Here is a 20069-nt window from a genome sequence, read left to right as displayed (position 1 = left end):
GGGTTAGGCGCAGCCGCCACCCGGCACAAAATCGTCTCCGCGCCTGATGCCATCGCCCGGCGGTGCGGCGCTTGCGCGGGCCGACTGACGGTCAGAGCTGGATTAATCGATATAGTTATCAGTTTGCAACGGTTTCGCCCCGGAAAAACGGTTGTTCTGTGTTATGTCCGGGCAGATGGCGCTCCCGATATGTCTTCTGCGTTAAGTCTCTCCTGGCACCGGGAGCACATAGGGAGAGGCCCGTCGCCACCTCCACCAGCATCCACGGGCTCAGGCCAGCGGCGCGGGCCGGATAACCGATCACAACTCCAGCTCGCGGCGCAGCAGTTGCGCGATAGCCTCGCTGCTCTCTGCGGATACCAGCGCCTGGCGGAACTCGGCGTGCATAATGCGCCGCGCCAGGCGCGAGAAGATGCGCATATGCTGGTCGCCCGCCGAATGCTTGTTTAGCGTCAGCATAATCACAAACTGCGCTTCTTCATCACCCCACTTCACCGGCTGCGCCAGGCGGGCGACGCTAATGGTCGACTGCTCAATATGCTCGGATTTACTATGCGGAATGGCAAAACTGAAGCCCAGCCCGGTGGAGAACACCGCCTCGCGGGCCCAGAGATCGGCCTCCAGCTTGCGTGGATAGCGGCAGCGCCCGGCCAGCAGCAGGTTATCCGTCATCCCCTTCAGCACCTCCTCCTTGCTGCGCCAGTCACTGTTGAGGGTGATGCACTGGCGGCTAATCAACGGCACATCCTGCTGGCGCATGCGGAACTGGGCCAACAGATGCTCCACTTCCAGCGAGGTACGGCACTGCATCGCCTGATTCAGCAGCTGACGGCAGGCGCGGCTGTCCAGCTGCGCCAGACGCGCTTTGGTCGCCGGGATCGCCGGCGCGCTCATGCTCAGTTCATCCAGGCCGAGGCCGACCAGCAGCGGCAGCACCGAACCTTTGGCCCCCAGCTCGCCGCACAGGCCGATCCATTTCCCCTGCCGGTGCGCCGCCTGCACGGCATAGTCCAGCGCACGCAGGAAGGCCGGGTTGAGACTGTTGTAATGGCGCGTCACTTTCGCGTTATCGCGGTCGACCGCCAGCAGATATTGCGTTAAGTCATTGCTGCCGATGCTAAAGAAGTCCACCTCTTCGCAGCACTGATCGATGATGAACATCACCGACGGCACCTCCAGCATGATGCCCAGCGGGATTTTTTCATCAAACGGGATCTGTTCGACGCGCAGCGACTGTTTGGCCTCCGCCAACCGCTCTTTCACCCACAGGATCTCTTCCATTGAGGAAATCATCGGGATCATGATCTTCAGCGAGCCGTGCGCCGAAGCGCGTAGAATCGCCCGCAGCTGAGTATGAAACAGCGCCTGGTACTCTTCATAGATGCGCACCGCGCGGTAGCCGAGGAAAGGGTTATTTTCCGCCGGAATGTTGAGGTAGGCCACCGGCTTATCACCGCCGATATCCATAGTCCGCACGATGATGCTGCGCCCGGCGGCAGGCTCCAGCGCCTGGCAGAAAATGTTGTAGAGTTCGTCTTCCGATGGCGCGCCGGGCCGGTCCATATAGAGCATCTCCGTGCGGAACAGGCCAACCGACTGCGCGCCGTTGTTGAAGGCCGCCACCGCCTCTACCGAATGGGCGATGTTCGCCGCGATCTCGACGCGGATACCGTCTTCCGTCTGCCCCGCCTTATCCAGCCATACCTGCTGCTGTTGCTGGATCTGCGCCTGAACCCACGACTCCTGCTGATAGTAGCGCGCCACCGCCGGACTCAGGTCGACCACCAGCAGCCCGGCGTTGCCGTCGATCTGCACCTGAGTATCCTCCCAGGGCAACAGTGCGTCGAGGTCAACCCCCACCAGGGTCGGGATATTGAATGAGCGGGCAAGGATCACGGTGTGCGACGTAGTGCCGCCGCTGCGCAGCAGCAGCCCTTTGAGATGCGTTTTATCCAGTTCGAGGAACTGGCTGGGGGTGAGTTCGTCGGCAAGGCAAATGGCGGCTTCCCGCAGTTGACCCGGCGCCGGGAAACGGGCTTCGCCGTAGATATGCTGCAACAGCTGGAAGCAGACATCGCGCACATCCAGCACTCGCTCCTGCAGATAGCTGCTGCCGGAATCGCGGAACTGGGCGCAGAAGTGGTCACTGGTGGCGACGATCGCCTGGGCGCAGCTGAGACCGGTGAGGATCCCGCCGAGCAGATGCTGGCGCAGCGAGGCATCCGTCGCCAGCGAACGGTGAGCTTCCAGTATCGCGCTGGCGGTACCGTCATTGTCCAGCAGCCGCAGTTCGATATCTTTCACCAGCAGGCGCAGGCCGTTATCCAGTGCCGCCTGCTCCTGTTCAGGACTGCTGGCGACGGGCAGTGCGCCAAGCTCGTGCAAATCGCGGGATTTTAGATGGATGAGTCTGCCCCCCGCGCTGCCGGCGCAGACCGGACTGGCATGGAACAGCGTCGGGTTCAGGCGTGAGAGTGACTCCGGCACCGGCTGGACGTCCAGCGCTTGTGCCGTAGGCAGCGGCGCGTCGCAGTGAGGAAATTCATCACGCAGAAAGGCCGTTAACGCGGCGTAAGCCTCGGCTTCATCTTCGCCGCTGATAAGCAGCTGGCAGGTGTCGCCCTTCAGGGTGTTCGTGCCGATGACCGCCAACGCGCTTTTGGCATTGCCACCGGTATCGCAGCGCAGGTTCCGCCACTCAATTGCCGATGAAAAACGGTTACACAGCGTTTCGACCAGACTGGCCGGACGCGCATGCACGCCGTTGGGCAAATCACATGTAAATTCAATGACCAGAGCCATCGCCTTCCTCCTGAGTAATCCATTAATTCCCCAAAAGGTAATGAAAGATGGTCAAGTGGACTAGGTGACAAAACTGGCAATTACTGGACTATTGTACACACGATACTTTTTTATGCCCGCCATCACAATTCCACCCTTTTAGCGCTCACTCCTCCTGTCATCACTAAGATTTGAGGTGGATCGCAATTCTTTTCTAACCTTACAAATATCCAGTAAATGCACTTTTTCTCTACTGTTTTATGCGGCGCCCTTTTTCTAATGTTGAGCCATCAATACTGTCACGGGCCCTACAGCGCTCAGGAGCAAGCAATGAACGAACTGGTGCAAATACTAAAAAATACTCGCCAGCATCTGATGACCGGCGTGTCACATATGATCCCCTTCGTGGTCTCCGGCGGGATCCTGCTGGCGGTGTCCGTCATGTTGTATGGCAAAGGTGCGGTTCCGGATGCCGCCACCGATCCCAACCTGAAGAAACTGTTTGATATTGGCGTCGCCGGCCTGACGCTGATGGTCCCTTTTCTCGCCGCCTACATTGGCTACTCCATCGCCGACCGCGCCGCGCTGGCCCCCTGCGCCATCGGCGCCTGGGTAGGAAACAGCTTCGGCGCCGGCTTCTTTGGCGCGCTGATCGCTGGGATGATCGGCGGTCTGGTGGTCTATTACCTGAAAAAAATACCGGTCCACAAGGTGCTGCGCTCGGTGATGCCGATTTTCATTATTCCCATCATCGGCACCTTTATTACTGCCGGGATCATGATGTGGGGGCTCGGCGAACCGGTAGGCGCGCTCACGGCAAACCTGACCAACTGGCTGCAGGGCATGCGTGAAGGCAGCATCGTGGTGCTGGCCATCGTTATGGGCCTGATGCTGGCGTTTGATATGGGCGGCCCGGTGAACAAAGTGGCCTACGCCTTCATGCTGATTTGCGTTTCACAGGGGGTCTACAGCGTAGTGGCTATCGCCGCCGTCGGCATCGCCGTACCGCCGCTGGGGATGGGACTGGCGACGCTGATCGGCCGCAAATATTTCACCGCCGAAGAGAGGGAAACCGGCAAAGCGGCGCTGGTGATGGGCTGCGTCGGGGTCACCGAAGGGGCGATTCCCTTTGCCGCTGCCGACCCGCTGCGCGTTATTCCGGCCAATATGATTGGCGCGGCCAGCGGCTGCGTCACCGCGGCGCTGTTGGGCGCCCAGTGTTACGCCGGCTGGGGCGGGCTCATCGTGCTGCCGGTGGTCCAGGGCAAACTCGGCTTTATCGCCGCGCTGCTGGTCGGCGCCTGCGTCAGCGCCGCCTGCGTCATTGTGCTGAAAGCGCTGGCTAAAAAGAAATCGTCTGACGCCAAAGCCGACGACGAATTAGACCTTGATTTTGAAATTAACTAACAGACTGGAAGGAACAGATTATGACCCACATTATCGCTGTCACCGCCTGCCCGTCGGGTGTGGCTCACACCTATATGGCCGCCGAATCGTTAGAAAGCGCCGCTAAGGCCAAAGGCTGGCAGGTCAAAGTTGAAACCCAGGGTTCTATCGGCATTGAAAACGAGCTGACCGCGGAAGAGATCGCCGCCGCCGATATGGTCATTCTGACCAAAGATATCGGTATCAAATTCGAAGAGCGTTTTGCCGGGAAAACTATCGTACGCGTCAATATCAGCGATGCGGTCAAACGCGCCGACGCCATCATGAACAAGATAGACAGCCACCTTTCCCAACGAGCCTGAAGCCTTAAAAGGGGCGCCCGCGCGCCCTTCGCCACAACATGGAGTTTGTCATGACGAATCGTACTCAACGCCTGAAAGCCAGCCTGTTCGCCCAACCGCGCGAAATATCACTTGAACGCGCCCTGCTCTATACCGCCAGCCATCGGCAAACGGAGGGCGAGCCGGTGATTATTCGCCGGGCGAAGGCCACCGCCTGGATCCTCGATAAGGTAGACATTTCGATTCGTGATGATGAACTGATTGCCGGCAACCGTACCATCAAACCGCGGGCCGGCATTATGTCGCCGGAGATGGATCCCTACTGGCTGCTTAACGAGCTTGACACCTTCCCGACCCGACCGCAGGACCGCTTCGCGATAAGCGAAGAAGATAAGCGCGTCTATCGGGAAACGCTGTTCCCCTACTGGGAAAAGCGCTCAATGAAAGATTTCATCAACGGCCAGATGACCGACGAGGTCAAAGCCGCCGTCAGCACCCAAATATTCAGCGTGAACCAGACCGATAAAGGCCAGGGCCATATCATTATCGACTATCCGCACCTGTTGAATAATGGCCTGGACGCGCTGGTTGCGGAGATGCAATCACACTGCGACCGGCAGCCTGATAACCCTTTTTATCAGGCGGTATTGATCCTGCTGGAGGCCTCTCAGCGCCATATTCTGCGCTACGCCGCGCTGGCCGAGGAGATGGCTGGACACTGTCAGGATCCGCAGCGTCAGCGGGAGCTGTTAACCATCGCCGCGATTTCGCGCCACAATGCGCAGCACCGGCCAACGGACTTCCCCCAGGCCTGCCAGCTGTTCTGGTATATGAACATCATTCTGCAGTACGAATCCAATGCCAGCTCCATTTCGCTCGGCCGTTTTGACCAGTACATGCTGCCGTTTTATCAGGCGTCGCTGAATCAAGGACAGGATCCGGCGTCGCTCAAGGAGCTGCTGGAGTCGCTTTGGGTAAAATGCAACGACATCGTGCTGCTGCGCTCCTCCAGTAGCGCACGCTATTTCGCCGGTTTTCCCACCGGGTATACCGCCCTGCTCGGTGGGCTAACGGAAACCGGGCGCAGCGCGGTCAACGTGCTGTCATTTTTATGCCTCGATGCCTATCAAAACGTGCAATTGCCGCAGCCGAATCTTGGCGTGCGGGTGAACGAGCTGATTGACCGCCCGTTCCTGCGTAAAACCGCCGAAACCATCCGCCTGGGCACCGGCATTCCACAGATTTTCAACGACGAGGTGGTGGTCCCCGCCTTCCTCAATCGTGGCGTGTCGCTGGAAGACGCCCGCGACTACGCGGTGGTCGGCTGCGTCGAGTTGTCGATCCCCGGCCGCACCTACGGCCTGCATGATATCGCCATGTTCAACCTGCTGAAGGTCATGGAACTTGTCCTGCAGGAAAATGAAGGGCAACCGGAGGTCAGCTGGGAAGGGCTTATCCGCCAGATGCGCGACAAAATTCGCTATTACATCAAGCTGATGGTCGAGGGCAGCAATATCTGCGATATCGGCCATCGCGACTGGGCGCCAGTGCCTCTCCTCTCCTCGTTCATTAAAGATTGCGTGCAGCACGGTAAAGACATCACCGCCGGCGGAGCGCGCTATAACTTCTCCGGCGTCCAGGGCATCGGGATCGCCAACCTGAGCGATTCGCTTTATGCCCTGAAGGGGATGGTCTTTGACCAGCAGCGCCTTAGCTTTGACCAACTGATGGCGGTACTGAAAGCCAACTTCCAGACGCCAGAGGGAGAGAAAATCCGCGCCCGGTTGATCAACCGTTTTGAAAAATACGGCAACGATATCGACGACGTCGATAATATCAGCGCCGATCTGCTGCGCTTTTACTGCAAAGAGGTGGAACAATATCTGAATCCGCGCGGCGGGCGTTTTACGCCCGGCTCCTATACCGTCTCGGCGCACGTGCCGCTGGGCTCGGTGGTGGGGGCTACCCCGGACGGGCGGCTGGCTGGCGAACAGTTAGCGGACGGCGGCCTGTCGCCAATGGTCGGCCAGGATGCCCAGGGGCCGACGGCGGTGCTGAAATCAGTCAGCAAGCTGGATAACTATCTGCTGTCGAACGGTACGCTGCTCAACGTTAAATTCACCCCGGCGACGCTGGCCGGCGACGGCGGGCTAAACAAGCTGGCAGACTTTTTACAGGCTTTCTGCAAGCTCAAGCTGCAGCATATTCAGTTTAACGTGGTCAATGCCGACACCCTGCGTGAAGCGCAGCAACGGCCGCAGGACTTTGCCGGCCTGGTGGTGCGCGTCGCGGGCTACAGCGCCTTCTTTGTTGAGCTGTCGAAGGAGATTCAGGATGACATTATCCGCCGCACCGCGCATCAGCTGTGAGGTGATGGAGACGCGCGCCGACCGGGCGCGCATTTTTAATCTGCAGCGCTACTCGCTCAATGATGGCCAGGGGATCCGCACGGTGGTCTTTTTCAAAGGCTGCCCCCACACCTGCCCGTGGTGCGCCAACCCGGAGTCAATGTCACCCAGGATCCAGACCCTGCGCCGGCAGAGTAAATGCCTGGGTTGCGCCCGCTGCCAGCAGGATGTCGTCGAGTGTCCCTCCGGGGCATGGGAGCAGATCGGTCGCGACATGACGCTGGATAACCTCCTTCATGAGGTGCTGAAGGATGAAGTCTTCTTCCGCGCCTCCGGTGGCGGTGTCACCCTCTCCGGCGGTGAAGTGCTCATGCAGGCCGAATTTGCCGCCCGCTTTCTCCAGCGCCTGCGCCAGTGGGGGATCCGCACCGCCATCGAAACCGCTGGCGACGGGCCCTTCAACCGTTTTTTACCGGTGGCTGAAGCCTGCGACGAGGTGTTATTTGATTTTAAAATCATGGAACCTGAGCGGGCATTGTCGCTACTGCGAATCAATCAGCCGCGGGTACTGGATAATTTTCGCCAGCTGGCGGCTAGAGAGATCAACCTCATCCCACGCGTGCCGCTGATCCCGGGCTATACCATGAGCGTCGATAATTTTCGCCAGATTCTGAACTTTCTCGCACCTTTTAATCTTACAGAATTGCACCTGCTGCCATTTCATCAATACGGCGAGCCCAAATACCGTCTGCTGGGCAAACCCTGGGCGCTGGCCAGGGTGAAAGCGCCTGACGAAGCGGACATTCAACCTTATCGGGTAATGGCCGAAGCGGCCGGATTCCACGTCACTATCGGCGGTTAACGCCAGGAGGATGTTATGGACTTCAATATTATCGCCGTCACCGCCTGCGTCAGCGGAGTGGCGCACACCTATATGGCTGCCGAACGGCTGGAAAAGGTCGGTCATCATGAAAAATGGCATCTTAAGGTGGAAACTCAGGGCGCGCTCGGCGTTGAAAATCGCATTACCGCAGAAGATATCGCCCGCGCCGAAGTGGTGCTGCTGGTGACGGATATCGAAATTGACGACGCCCAGCGCTTTCGCGGCCTGCGGACGATTAAAACCAGCATCAAGAGCTTCCTGCTGCAGCCGCAGCAGATCGTCGAGGCCGTGAAAAGCATCATGAAAAAGCCGGTCGTCTATGTTGAACTTCCCTGACCGGCGACAGACCTTACTCTACATCCAGCAACCACTTTTGCGCTGGCGTCAGGCGGCTGGCCGTCTCGGGCGTCAACCAGCGCCGCTGGTCCTGCTGCGGCGTATCCGCGCGATCGATGTATAACCCATGCAGCACACGTCGTCTGCTGCCCTCACGATTACGCGTGCCGCCGTGCCAGGCGTGAGCGTTGTAAATCATCACGCTCCCGGCCGGCGCAGCAAACACGATTTCATCAGGGTGGGCCTGCTCCGGGTCGGCCAGTACCTCTTCCGGGAGCTCAGGACGCAGGTGGGTACCGGGGATAATCCGCGGCGCGCCGTTGGCGGCGCTCAAATCGTCTATCGCCCAGATGGTATTCACCAGGTGGACTTTGGGAAAATCCGGGCGCGGCTTTTTCCAGTCGGCGTGCAGCGGCTGGTGGCCGCCGTTATATAACGCCTCGCGCGCGTTGAGGCTGGAGACTTTAAAATGGCCGTTGAAGATATAGCGGCAGGCGGAGAGGATCAGCGGATGAGCCCAGACTTTCTCCCAGATAACCCCCTTATTCACCAGGTTGGCGATCCGCGTCGCGGTCGCTTCCTGATGATGTTCCATCGCCAGATTGTCGCCTTCGCGCTCAACCAGGGTATCAATTAGCCGTCGCATTTCGCTCAGCCACTGGGCGTCAACGACATTATGCACAACGGTGTAGCCGAGGGTGTCGAGCTCGTGTTTCATTTGCGCGCTGAGCGCCAGGCTGGCGCCTAACGCATCGAGAAAGCTAGCTGATGATGAGTTCATGTTGCGTTCCTTTTTAACGTTCCGATAACACAAACAAACTCTACTGGTCCATCCGCGGCATGACAGGAGGCGAACGCTACGAAAAACTGGACATACCTACGCGAGCCAACAAAGTGTGATGGGCGTCAACAATCACGTTTTCGGCGATGGCTGTGCTGTAGCTGACCGGGAATCCACCGCGCAAAATGGCTTAACAAACGCTGCCGGGGAGGAAAAAATAGATTATCATCAACAGGATAATGCGCATGCTGAGGGCAAAGAATGATTGAAGATCTGCCGGATATACTGCATCGGTTAATCGCTCAAAAAGATCGCTTACAGGTGAGATTTCCTGAGCCGGATATTTCCGTGCCTGCCCTTGCCTTCAACGTACCGTTTCCACGTCTGGAAATTGTGCTGGAGGGTCAGCTTAATGAACAGGGGCTGCCGCTAGCCGCTTCGACGTTAACCGCGCTGCAGGTACTCTACGTGCAGGCGGGAAAGTGGACGCTGCCGCAGTGGGCCGGCCCGGCCACTACCCTGAGTATCCTGTTTGGCCGGCAGAAACTGGGATTCAGTATTCAGCGCTGGGACGGGAAAAGCCTGCACACGGAGAAGCAAAGCGTTGCCCGCCTCGGGCCGCGCGTGGGCTCTTACCTGCTGCTGAGCCTGAATGAAGTCAGCCTGCAGCCCGATCCGCTGACCGCCCGGCTGGTGGTCGCCGCGCTACTGAGCCACTGTCGCGAACAGCTGGTTGGGCTGGAAATGCGCGTCAGTCGCAGCCGGGATCTGTTTCTTGCCGTTCAGGACTATCTCGAGGAAAATCTGAGCCTGCCGCTGACGCGGGAATCAGTGGCCAGACGTTTTCACATCACGCCCAACTATCTTTCGCATATTTTTCAGAAATCAGGCTCGGTGGGATTTAACGAATATCTGACCCGGGTGCGTCTTGAAAAGGCAAAACAGCTGCTGCGCGGCTATGACCTGAAGGTGAAAGAGATCGCCCATAACTGCGGCTTTGTCGACAGCAACTATTTTTGCCGGGTCTTCAAACGCTACACCGAGCGTTCGCCGTCAGAGTATCGGCGACACTGCCGCAGCGCACAGCAGGCCTAACCTGCCGTGTCGGAATATTACGCCCACTCCACGCGCCCGCGCCCGTTGTGCTTGGCCTTGTACAACGCCTCGTCGACTTTGCGGATAAACGTCTCCTGCGCTTCGCCCGGCCGCCAGGTTCCGACGCCAATGCTGATCGACAGCGGTGTTTGATGATTGATCAGGATGGTGCGGGCATTGTCGAGGATCGCCTGCGCCAGATCGTGCAGCTCAGGCTCCGACAGGCCATCGACGATAATGGCAAACTCTTCCCCACCGATACGCGCCGGCAGGACCTGCTCGCTGGTCAGTTTCGCCAGCTGTTTCCCCAGGGAAAATAACACTTCATCCCCCACCAGGTGGCCCCAGGTATCGTTGATTTTCTTAAAAAAATCGATATCCAGGATCATGAGCCCCAACGCATGTCCGGACTTTTCGCGAATGGTATCGATAAAAAAGCGGCGGTTGGGCAACTGAGTGAGCTCATCTTTTAGGGATTGCGAGCGCGCGTCAACGTACAGCAGGTTGATGCGCTCAATAATTTTGTAGACGCCCACCACGGTAAGCAGCATCCCGGAGAGGCGCAGCAGATCTTCGCAGTAGTAGCCCATCCAGCGCGGCTGAACCACCATCTCATCCATCACATCGAACGTGCCGCCGGCAATCCACAGCAGCAGCCCATAGCGCACCCAGTTGACGGCAATATGGCTCATCCGCACCTTCGCTGAGCTCCACAGCATAAACACCAGAAACAGCAGCGCCAGCAAATCGATATAGAGTCCGGGGTTGGCCAGGATTTCTCGCCACGAGCCGATGGGCGGCGACACCAGCGCACAGCCGACAGCGACGGCGACGATAACCAGCAGCGCAGGCAGTAGCGTACCCCGCGCCAAAGCGGACGGAATGGGGCGTTTCGCAGGAATAAGGCATTCAGGCATAGCGATGTCTCATGGTAACCACAGGGCCGATCGCGGGACAGGATAGCAGTTAAGCGCAGCGGGACGAATGAAAAAGCGACGCGCCGACAAAACGGCGGTGAGGTAGACTGACCCCGCGGAATTGTTCCAACGTACTACCACTCCATGGCGACGAGGTCAGTGGCGCGGATACTATCGGCTAAATCCATCAGCTGATTAGCTTTCCGTGCGGCGCCACCGATAACCGGCGGCGCCTGCTCAGAGATTAGCCGCTGAACACTCGCGCCTTGCCGCTGACCGTCAATCGCACCGTCGCGCCGGGCTGCCACGCCGGCTGGCTTACGGTTCGCAGGACAATCGGCCGATCGTGCCCGGACATCGACAGCGTCAGCGTGGAGAGCTGGCCGGAGAAATCAACATCGCGGATGGTGGCGGTACTTTCCTGCGGCCCGCTCACGCTGACGCTCAGCTGTTCCGGACGCAACATCACCTTACCTTCACCAGCAGGATGCCCTGCGTCTGTCGCCAGGTCGCCCAGCGCGCAGCTGGCCCGCCCGGGGCTCAGCCGTGCGGGGAGGATCAGGGCATCGCCGAGAAACAGCGCCGTCTCTTCATCCACCGGCTGCGAGTAAACCGCCAGCGGGGTCCCCACCTGGGCGAAACGCCCCTGGCGCATCACCGCCACCTGTGTGGCGAACGACAGCGCTTCGGTCTGGTCATGGGTCACCAGAATCGAGGCGATGCCGGTCTCCGCCAGCAGATCGGCGGTCGCTTTGCGCGTGCTGGCGCGCAGTCCGGTGTCCAGGGCAGAAAAGGGTTCATCGAGCAGCATCAGCGCCGGCTGCTGGGCCAGGGCGCGAGCCAGAGCCACACGCTGCTGCTGGCCCCCGGAGATCTCATGCGGCCAGTGGCGCGCCAGGCTGTGGTCGAGGGCGACCATCTCCATCAGCGCGCCCATCCGGCGACGTTTTTCCTCGCGGCTGGCGTCCAGTCCCCAGGCGATATTGTCCGCCACATTGAGGTGAGGAAACAGCGCCCCCTCCTGCGGAACGTAGCCGATCCGTCGCTGGTGGGCAGGAACAAACACGCCCTCGGCAAACAGCGGCGCGCCGTGCATCACGATCCGCCCGCTGTCGGGCGTTTCGAAACCGGCGAGAATGCGCAGCAGCGTGGTTTTTCCCGAACCCGACGGACCCACTATAGCCGTCCGGCTACCCGGCGCCACCTGAAGATGAATATTATCGAGGACCTGCGCGTCGGCGAAGGATTTCGAAACAGAAGACAATTCCAGCATGTTACAACCCTGCCATTTTTTTCGACTGCATATAGAGAACCGCCGTCAGCGGCAGCGAAATGACGATCATCAACAGCGCGTAGGGCGCCGCCGCCACGTAGTCGATCTCGCTGGTTAACGCCCAGAATCCGGTCGACAACGTGCGGGTGCCTAACGGCGAGAGCAGCAGCGTGGCGGTCAGCTCATTGCTGACGCCGAGGAACACCAGCGCGGCGCCGGCGGCCGCCCCCGGGGCGGCAAGCCGCATGGTGATACTCCACAGGGCGCGGGCCGGGCTGCGTCCGAGACTGCGGGCGACGTTTTCCAGCTCCACCGGCGCCTGGGCGATACCGGCGCGCAGGTTAATCAGCGCCCGCGGCATAAACATCAGCAAATAGGCCAGAAACAGCGTCACTTCTGTCTGGTACACCGGACGGGCATAGTGGATGGTGACGGTGACCAGCGCCAGCGCGGTCACGATGCCGGGCAGCGAGCTGGTGATGTAATTACACCCCTCCAGCAGGCGGAACAGCGGACGCGGATAGCGCACGCCGAGCCAGGCGATGGGGATCGCGCAGACCGTCGTCAGCAGCGCCCCGCCCGCCCCCAGCAGCAGCGTTTGACGCAGGGAATGCCACAGATCGGCATGCAGCCAGTTGTCGATACCGCCCAGCCACAGCCAGCGTCCCAGGACCAGCAACGGCACCCCCATCGCCAGCAACACCAGCAACAGAAGCAGCAGCTGCGCGCCGAAAGCGGCCCCTTTACCCAGCACCAGGCGCTTCTGCTCGCGCGCCGCCCCGGCGCCGATACGCGCATAGCGCGCTTTACCGCGCGAAGCGCTCTCCAGCAGCAGGATCGCCAGACAGCACAGAGCCAGCACGCCCGCCAGCATATTGGCGGCCGGACCGCTGAAGGTCGACTGGAACTGATCGTAAATGGCGGTAGTGAAAGTATCGAAGCGGATCATCACATACAGACCATATTCCGCCAGCAGATGCAGAGCCACCAGCAGCGCACCGCCGCAGATAGCCAGCCGCAGCTGCGGGAGGACCACCCGAAAGAACACTTTCCACGGCGGAGTGCCCAGCGATGCGGCGACATCTTCAAGCGTGGGATCGAGTCGGCGCAGCACGGCCGCCACTGGCATATAGATAAACGGATAGTAGGCCAGCACGGAAAGAAACACCCCGGCGCCCAGGCCATGCAGCGAGGGCGCAGCGCTGACCCACGCGTAGCTCTGAACAAAGGCTGGAATGGCCAGCGGGGCCACCGCCAGCGCCGACCACAGCTGCCGCCCGGCCAGCGCGGTACGTTCCGTCAGCCAGGCCAGCGTCACGCCAAGCACAATGCTGATGGGGACCGCCAGCACCGTCAGCCACAGGGTATTGCTGAGCAGCTCGCCTACCCGCGGGCGAAAGACCAGCGCTTTGATTGTCGGCCAGCCGGTCTCGAATCCGACCGCCACCACAAACCCTAACGGCAACAGCGCCAGCAATGAAAACAGGAGCGCTAAGGCAACCATCGGAAATGCAGGACGCCTGCGCTCGGGCAGGCGTCCTGTTTTCTTTCCGAGCGACAGACTCAGAACAGACATAGCAACATCACTTCCTCAGGATCAGAGCAGGCCAGCCTGCGTCATCAGTTCAATGACCTTTTTACTGTTCAGCGAGGAAGGTTCTACCTTCGGGGCGTCCAGATCTTTCAGCGGGGTCAGTTTCGGGTTAGAGGCCGCGTCTACCCCCACCGCATATTCGAAGGCGTTATTGGTGCGCAGCGCATCCTGTCCCTGCTTACCGGTGATCCATTTAATAAAGGCCTGCGCCTGCGCTTTATGTTTGCTGGAGGCCAGCACGCCGCCGCCGGAAATGCTGACGAAGGCCCCTGGATCCTGGTGTTTGAAGTAATACAGTTGGGTGTTTTTGCTGTTCTCGCCGGTTTTTGACTGGTCAACGAAGCGATAGTAATGGTAGATCACCCCGCCGTCGATCTGCCCGGCGTTGACCGCTTTCATCACCGTGCTGTTGCCTTTATAGGCGACAAAGTTGGTTTTCATCGCCTTCAGCCAGTTGAGAGTCGCCTGCTCGCCCTTCAGCGCCAGCATCGCGCTGACGATAGCCTGGAAATCCGCCCCCGATGGCGAAGCCGCCCAGCGGCCCTTCCACTCCGGTTTTGCCAGATCCATCAGCGAGTGCGGCAGCTGCGCCTCGCTGATTTTCGCCGGGTTATAGACGAAGACGGTGCTGCGCGCGGCGATGCCGATCCAGCGACCGTGCTGAGGGCGGTACTGCGCCGGAACCTGCTGCAGGGTCGCCGCATCCAGCGGGGCGAAAAGTTTGGCATTATCAACCAGCACCATCGACGGCGAGTTCTCGGTCAGAAACACATCGGCTGGCGACGCGGCGCCTTCCTGAACCAGCTGATTACCCAGCTCGCTGTCATCACCATTGCGCAGCGTGACTTTAATACCGGTCTCTTTCGTAAATCCATCCACCCACGACTTCACCAGATTTTCGTGTTGGGCGTTGTAGACCACAATCCCGTCCTGACCGTCAGCCGCCATCCCTTGCGGCGCCAGAAACAGAGAAGCGGCAACCAGCGCTGCCGTGCGGAGGGGCGATAAGCGAGATTTCATGAACGCATCCTTAATGAAATAGGGCAATTAATGGTAAATAGCCTGAGCGGAGAGGATTAAATCACAGCAAAAAAAGAATGATAATGAAAACAATTATCATAAACTTAAAAAAGCAAAAAATAGCGCCGGTCTGTTATTAGGGATTAGAAAATGCTTAAAACCATCCGTTCCCGAAATTTAGATTAAGAAAACATTAAGCTGTGATTATTTTATTGCCTTCGTGACAGAGCAGCCGCCTCTGCACGTTATCTGCGGTCTTTGCCGGCGGGTATTGTGATACTGATCATGTTTTTAATATGCGCCGTCATCACGAAAGATATCCCCCTTCTACGATCATTAAAAAGCCTTTACCGTCAGAGGGATGGTTAACTTTATGCACACTCACCCTGGCACGCACGATAAATGAAAGAGATAAAGCGGCGAAACGCATGGATTGCCTTTTCCCTCGCGCTGGTGGTATTTCTGGCTGGCGTGTTCGTCATTAACTGGCAACTGTGGCATTCCGACCAGGCCGCCCATGTCGCCGCCGCCCGCCAGGCGGCGACGAAAATCGCCGTTATTCTGGATGAGGCCCGCACAGCAACGGTGACGGCGATGAACGTTAGCCGCAGCGGGTGCTCGGAACAGGGTCAGTTTCAGCTCGGAACGGAGGCCGCCCTGCAGCCGCATCTGCGCACCATTATGCTGATAAAAGAGGGCCAGGTGTGGTGCTCGTCCCTGCCCGGCAACCGGGTCCTGACGCTCAGCCCTGTTTCTTTATCTGACGAACCTCTGATGCTGCTCCCGGCCAGAATGATGGTCAATAAGCGTCCGGTGCTGATCTATCAGACGCACTCAGCGCAGATCCGGGTGATTGTCACTATCAGCGACGTCCATTTGCGCGATGCGCTATATAGCGATTCGGATAGCAATGGGCTGGCGCTATGGGTTCAGGATCAAATGATTACCAGGCATGGCGATGTCCAGCCACAGGCTGCGGATCCAAGCCGGAGCGTTTTTACCTCGCCGGCCTATCCGTTTCGCATTGCCTATCCCGAGTCATCTTTTTTAAGCCCCGGCCGCCTGGTGAATAATGGCGCCGGTTTACTGATTTTTATTTTCTCTGTTTCGCTGCTGTTTTATTTTCTGATGCGTAAATTTCTCAATGTTTACACCTCTGAAGAGGAAAAGTTGCGCTACGCCATCGCCCAGGGCTATATCGTTCCCTACTACCAGCCTTTGGTGAACGGGAAAACCGGTGAGATATACGGTGTGGAAATACTGGCACGCTGGCAAAACACCACCACGCCCTCGCGTTCACCTGCTGAATTTATACCGCTGGCCGAGCGTACCGGCCTAATTATTCCGCTGACCCGCAGCCTGATGGCGCAGGTAACCGCCCAGATGAGACCGCTCTTTAATAAACTACCGGATGGGTTTCATATTGGCCTCAACATCAGCGCGTCGCATATTAACTCGCCGACGTTTATCGATGATTGTCTGCACTTTCAGCGCGGCTTTGAGGGTAAAGCGGTAAAGCTGATGCTGGAGATCACCGAGCAGGAACCGCTGTTACTCAATGGGGCGGTGGTCGACAAGCTCAACAGGTTACACAACTGCGGGTTTTCCATCGCACTGGACGACTTTGGTACCGGCTATTCCGGGCTTTCCTATCTGCACGAACTGGTGTTTGATTACATTAAAATCGATCAGAGCTTTGTCGGTCGCGTGACCGGAGAGACGCCGTCAAGCAAGCTGCTGGACTGCGTGATAGAGATGGCCCGAACGCTTTCACTGCGCATCATTGCCGAGGGCGTTGAAACCCAGGCCCAGCTGGATTACCTCAATCGCCAGAATATTCCTCTGCTGCAGGGCTACTTCTTCTGGAAGCCGATGCCCTACGTCGCGCTGGTGATGCTCCTGCTGAGTAAACCGAAGGCACGGATTATCGAAGAATAAGCGGGCGGTCAGTAACCCGGCGGCAATCCTGCCCTGCACAAACCTCATCCCTGAGCAAACAGGTTCAGCGCCTCCTGACGGTTCTCTTTAATAGAAAAGATACGATCCATACGGGTAAGCTTGAACAGGTTCTGGATCGTCCCGTTGAGCGAACACAGCACCAGCTCTCCCTGCCCACTGACGCTCTTGAGTATGGATACCAGGGCACCCAGGCAACTGCTGTCGATAAACTCGACATGGCTCAGATCCAGCAGTACGTTTTTCGTCTCCCCGTCGATGGCCTCGAGGACCTGCTGCTTAAACGCCGAGACAACGGAAGCATCCAGTCGACGCACCAGGGGCACGATAATTTTGACGCCCTGCTCAGTATGTAATTCAACGTTCATCTTTATCCTCAATGTTGGCTGACACCTGTCAACGCGACTCAGTTCTGTTCGGCGTGTGCTTTTTTAGCGGGTCATGCCCCAGATATCCCTGGCGTAGCCGCGGATAGTTCTGTCGCTGGAAAACTCCCCCATCCGGCAAATGTTGAGCAAGGCCCGGCGGTGCCAGCGATCCGGTTGTTCAAAATCAGCCATCGCCTGCTGTTGCACCTGACAATAACTGTCGAAATCCAGCAGATGGCAGTAATGATCGGCCCCCGTCAGCATCTGATGCAGCGGCGCAAATCGTTCGCGATCGGCGGTAAACTGCCCGGACACCAGGCTATCGACCACTCGCGCGATAGCCGGATTCTGATGATAGAACGCATGGTGACGCCCGAGGCGTCGGCTCTCTTCAATCTCTTCCGCCACCGCGCCAAACAGATAAAAATTATCGATCCCCACTGCCTCGCGGATTTCGATATTCGCCCCATCATAGGTGCCGATAGTTAACGCGCCGTTCATGGCAAACTTCATATTGCTGGTGCCGGACGCCTCGGTCCCGGCGGTGGAAATTTGCTCAGAGAGATCCGTGGCGGGAATAATTTTTTCCGCCAGCGAGACTTTATAATCTTCGAGGAAAACCACTTTAAGCTGCCCGGCGACCTGCGGGTCACTGTTAATTTTTCGGGCAACGGTATTAATCAACTGAATAATCAGCTTCGCCATCCGGTAGCCCGGCGCCGCTTTACCCGCAAACAAATGGACCTTAGGCGCAATCGTTCTCCCTGCCTCTTTGATCTCCAGGTACAGCGCGATCACGTGAAGAATATTGAGTAACTGTCGTTTGTATTCGTGAATACGTTTGACCTGACAGTCAAACATGGCCAGCGGATCCAGCGGGATGCCGTAGCGTTGCGCCACCAGCTGGCTGAGCGCGGTTTTGTTAGCAAATTTTATGGCCCGGATATTGTCAATAACGGCCGGATCGTCCACCAGGTTTTCCAGACGGGAGAGCTGGGGTAAATCGGTTGGCCACCCCTCCCCCAATTGTTTGTGCAAAAACTCTGCCAGCCCAGGGTTAGCCTGCTGCACCCAACGACGCGGTGTGACGCCGTTGGTCTGATTAATGAATTTCTCCGGGGTGATAAAATAGAAATCAGGCACCAGCTGTTTTTTGACCAATTCTGAGTGCAGCCACGCCACCCCATTCACGCGATGGCTACCGACAATGGCCAGATTAGCCATGCGGATTTGCTTATCATGATGTTCGTCAATTAAAGACAGCGAAGATAACAGATGATTTTTATCCGGCCAGCGCCGGGCCACCGCTTCGAGAAAACGGTGGTTAATCTCAAATATAATCTGCAAGTGACGCGGCAGAAGTTTCTCAAACAACGACACCGGCCAGGTCTCCAGCGCTTCCGGCATCAGCGTATGATTGGTGTAGGCGCAGGTATTTTGCGTTATCTCCCACGCCTGCTCCCAGGGCAGTCGGTATTCGTCCACGAGGATCCGCATCAGCTCCACCACCGCCAATGCCGGATGGGTGTCATTAAGCTGAATAGCCACATGCTGCGCCAGCAAAGTAATGTCGTCATTAACCTCAGCGTAGTCACGAAATATATCCCGCAGCGTACAGGCCACCAGAAAATATTCTTGGGTCAGCCGCAGCTCTTTTCCGGTCAGCACCTCATCGGAAGGATAGAGTATTTTTGAAATATTCTCCGAGGCGATTTTTTCACTCACCGCCTTGATATAATCGCCGCGATTAAAAATATGGATATTAAAGGAGTCAGAGGCTACCGCGCTGTAGAGACGCAGCTTGTTGGTGGTCGTATCCCGGTAGCCGGAAACAAAATAGTCATGGGGAATACCAACGATAGTTTTCCAGCCGAGCCACATCGGGTTGTAATTACCATCAATATCTTCGCTATGCTCGATATACCCCCCCAGCGGGATCAGAATGTGCTGGGCGTGATGCTCCACCAGCCATGGGGAATGCATGGAGTGCCAGTCATCAGGATGTTCGATCTGCTGATCGTTTTGAAAGGACTGGCGAAAAAGGCCATATTCGTATTTGATGCCATGCCCGGACGCTGCAATGTCAAGGGTGGCCATCGAGTCGATAAAGCAAGCGGCTAAGCGCCCTAATCCGCCGTTACCCAGCGCGGCGTCAGGCTCCTCGTCAAGGAGGCGTTCAAGATCAAACCCCAGGTCATTGACCACCTGGCGCATCTCCGACAGTAAATTCATATTCACCAGGTTATTACGCAGCGACTGGCCGAGTAAAAACTCCATCGACAGGTAGTAAACTCGCTTTTTTCGCGCTTCGCGCTGCCGCGCCTGGCTCGACAGAAAATGGTCCTGCTGAAAATGACGAATGGCCAGCGCCACCGCGTTAAAAATATCGCCTAGCGTGGCTTTATTTAAGCTGACACACAGCGTGTATTTTAATTGTTCTTCAACCAACGCCCGTAATTCTTTGATATCTTGCGGATTAATGACAGGCATGCTGACCTCACTGGTCTCTTTTCTGCGTAAAACCGTGGCAGGTAAATCATCATTTTTCCAAGTATAGACGAAGTTTTTTTGCGGAAAGTTTTTATTCCTGAGCATCAATTCGCTTATATCGTGCTTCGGAACAATTAACATTCCGCCTTTTAAACGGATTGGTGGTTTCATTTTCGCCAGCTGATTACGCTGCGGCGCTGACAGAGTCAACGAGATTTCGCATGGCGGGTTTGCGAAGTCGAAGGTCAGGATGAAGCGCGGTTGGGATGGTCAAAGGGAAAAGCAAAAAGGGGTTACCTTTCGGTAACCCCTTCTTTTATATGGCGGAAGCGCAGAGATTCGAACTCTGGAACCCTTTCGGGTCGCCGGTTTTCAAGACCGGTGCCTTCAACCGCTCGGCCACACTTCCGGTGTGAGGCGCACTATAAACACCTCGGCGGATGCTGTAAAGCACCATTTTGTTCAACTGCCTTAAAAACAAACAAATCTGTGTTATTCGT

At 57.6% G+C, this 20069-nt stretch carries 15 protein-coding genes, 1 tRNA gene and 1 pseudogene; 8 read left to right on the top strand and 9 right to left on the bottom strand.

Annotated elements, in window-relative coordinates; all coding sequences use genetic code 11:
• Positions 1–300: 300 nt before the first annotated feature.
• Positions 301–2802, bottom strand: coding sequence for a phosphoenolpyruvate--protein phosphotransferase (ptsP, locus tag ACLH1U_RS15915; protein WP_101861883.1), 2502 nt, complete (start codon positions 2800–2802; stop codon positions 301–303).
• 309 nt (positions 2803–3111) lie between these two features.
• Here ptsP and ACLH1U_RS15910 point away from each other — a divergent pair, with 309 nt between their 5' ends.
• The 5 genes from ACLH1U_RS15910 to ACLH1U_RS15890 are packed head-to-tail and all read left to right on the top strand — an operon-like array spanning position 3112 to position 8075.
• Entirely contained in the window at positions 3112–4188 is a 1077-nt protein-coding gene (locus ACLH1U_RS15910; protein WP_065805203.1) for a PTS fructose transporter subunit EIIC, read from the top strand.
• 20 nt (positions 4189–4208) lie between these two features.
• The gene (locus ACLH1U_RS15905; protein WP_023289076.1) at positions 4209–4529 is read left to right on the top strand and encodes a PTS fructose-like transporter subunit IIB; all 321 of its coding nucleotides are present in this window, start codon (positions 4209–4211) and stop codon (positions 4527–4529) included.
• Positions 4530–4579: 50 nt separating this feature from the next.
• Positions 4580–6877 carry a formate C-acetyltransferase gene (locus ACLH1U_RS15900; protein ID WP_032455297.1) on the top strand — a complete coding sequence of 766 codons (2298 nt, stop codon included), beginning with the start codon at positions 4580–4582 and terminating at the stop codon, positions 6875–6877.
• Positions 6843–7718 carry a [formate-C-acetyltransferase]-activating enzyme gene (locus ACLH1U_RS15895; protein ID WP_048297195.1) on the top strand — a complete coding sequence of 292 codons (876 nt, stop codon included), beginning with the start codon at positions 6843–6845 and terminating at the stop codon, positions 7716–7718. The genes ACLH1U_RS15900 and ACLH1U_RS15895 overlap by 35 nt, the downstream gene beginning before the upstream one ends.
• A 15-nt stretch (positions 7719–7733) precedes the next feature.
• Positions 7734–8075: a PTS fructose-like transporter subunit IIB gene (locus ACLH1U_RS15890; protein WP_023289073.1), complete on the top strand. Its 342-nt coding sequence runs from the start codon at positions 7734–7736 to the stop codon at positions 8073–8075.
• A gap of 13 nt (positions 8076–8088) precedes the next feature.
• Here ACLH1U_RS15890 and ACLH1U_RS15885 read toward each other — a convergent pair whose 3' ends face one another.
• Positions 8089–8856: a phytanoyl-CoA dioxygenase family protein gene (locus tag ACLH1U_RS15885; protein WP_085550666.1), complete on the bottom strand. Its 768-nt coding sequence runs from the start codon at positions 8854–8856 to the stop codon at positions 8089–8091.
• 261 nt (positions 8857–9117) lie between these two features.
• Between ACLH1U_RS15885 and ACLH1U_RS15880 the strand changes: the two genes are divergently transcribed.
• A complete protein-coding gene (locus ACLH1U_RS15880) occupies positions 9118–9951 on the top strand; it encodes a helix-turn-helix transcriptional regulator (protein ID WP_085550665.1) in 834 nt (277 codons plus the stop codon).
• A 17-nt stretch (positions 9952–9968) separates the two neighbouring features.
• Here ACLH1U_RS15880 and ACLH1U_RS15875 read toward each other — a convergent pair whose 3' ends face one another.
• From ACLH1U_RS15875 to ACLH1U_RS15860, 4 genes are all read right to left on the bottom strand, one after another.
• The gene (locus ACLH1U_RS15875) at positions 9969–10868 is read right to left on the bottom strand and encodes a GGDEF domain-containing protein (protein WP_085550664.1); all 900 of its coding nucleotides are present in this window, start codon (positions 10866–10868) and stop codon (positions 9969–9971) included.
• A gap of 244 nt (positions 10869–11112) precedes the next feature.
• Entirely contained in the window at positions 11113–12141 is a 1029-nt protein-coding gene (locus tag ACLH1U_RS15870; protein WP_085550663.1) for an ABC transporter ATP-binding protein, read from the bottom strand.
• 1 nt (position 12142) lies between these two features.
• Positions 12143–13717 carry an ABC transporter permease gene (locus tag ACLH1U_RS15865; protein ID WP_172969401.1) on the bottom strand — a complete coding sequence of 525 codons (1575 nt, stop codon included), beginning with the start codon at positions 13715–13717 and terminating at the stop codon, positions 12143–12145.
• A gap of 21 nt (positions 13718–13738) precedes the next feature.
• A complete protein-coding gene (locus ACLH1U_RS15860; protein WP_085550661.1) occupies positions 13739–14755 on the bottom strand; it encodes an iron ABC transporter substrate-binding protein in 1017 nt (338 codons plus the stop codon).
• A gap of 402 nt (positions 14756–15157) precedes the next feature.
• On the opposite strand from ACLH1U_RS15860, the pseudogene ACLH1U_RS15855 reads away from it, so the two are divergent.
• Both ACLH1U_RS15855 and ACLH1U_RS15850 read left to right on the top strand, forming a co-directional pair.
• Positions 15158–15772, top strand: a pseudogene (locus ACLH1U_RS15855) (CSS-motif domain-containing protein); the annotation flags it as partial.
• A gap of 111 nt (positions 15773–15883) precedes the next feature.
• Positions 15884–16693 (top strand): EAL domain-containing protein, encoded by an 810-nt coding sequence (locus ACLH1U_RS15850; RefSeq protein ID WP_224252777.1) that lies wholly within the window; start codon positions 15884–15886, stop codon positions 16691–16693.
• 44 nt (positions 16694–16737) lie between these two features.
• Here ACLH1U_RS15850 and ACLH1U_RS15845 read toward each other — a convergent pair whose 3' ends face one another.
• From ACLH1U_RS15845 to ACLH1U_RS15835, 3 genes are all read right to left on the bottom strand, one after another.
• Positions 16738–17079 carry an STAS domain-containing protein gene (locus ACLH1U_RS15845; RefSeq protein ID WP_023289065.1) on the bottom strand — a complete coding sequence of 114 codons (342 nt, stop codon included), beginning with the start codon at positions 17077–17079 and terminating at the stop codon, positions 16738–16740.
• Between the two features lie 63 nt (positions 17080–17142).
• Positions 17143–19569, bottom strand: coding sequence for a glycogen/starch/alpha-glucan phosphorylase (locus ACLH1U_RS15840; RefSeq protein WP_411299334.1), 2427 nt, complete (start codon positions 19567–19569; stop codon positions 17143–17145).
• 321 nt (positions 19570–19890) lie between these two features.
• A tRNA-Ser gene (locus tag ACLH1U_RS15835) sits at positions 19891–19978 on the bottom strand.
• Between the last annotated feature and the right edge of the window lie 91 nt (positions 19979–20069).

Origin of the sequence: Klebsiella sp. 1SOBk5mer, assembly GCF_046603115.1 — a bacterium.
Lineage (GTDB): Bacteria > Pseudomonadota > Gammaproteobacteria > Enterobacterales > Enterobacteriaceae > Klebsiella > Klebsiella quasipneumoniae.
Note: the sequence above shows the minus strand (reverse complement) of the source record. Positions and strands in the feature narration are given on the sequence as shown.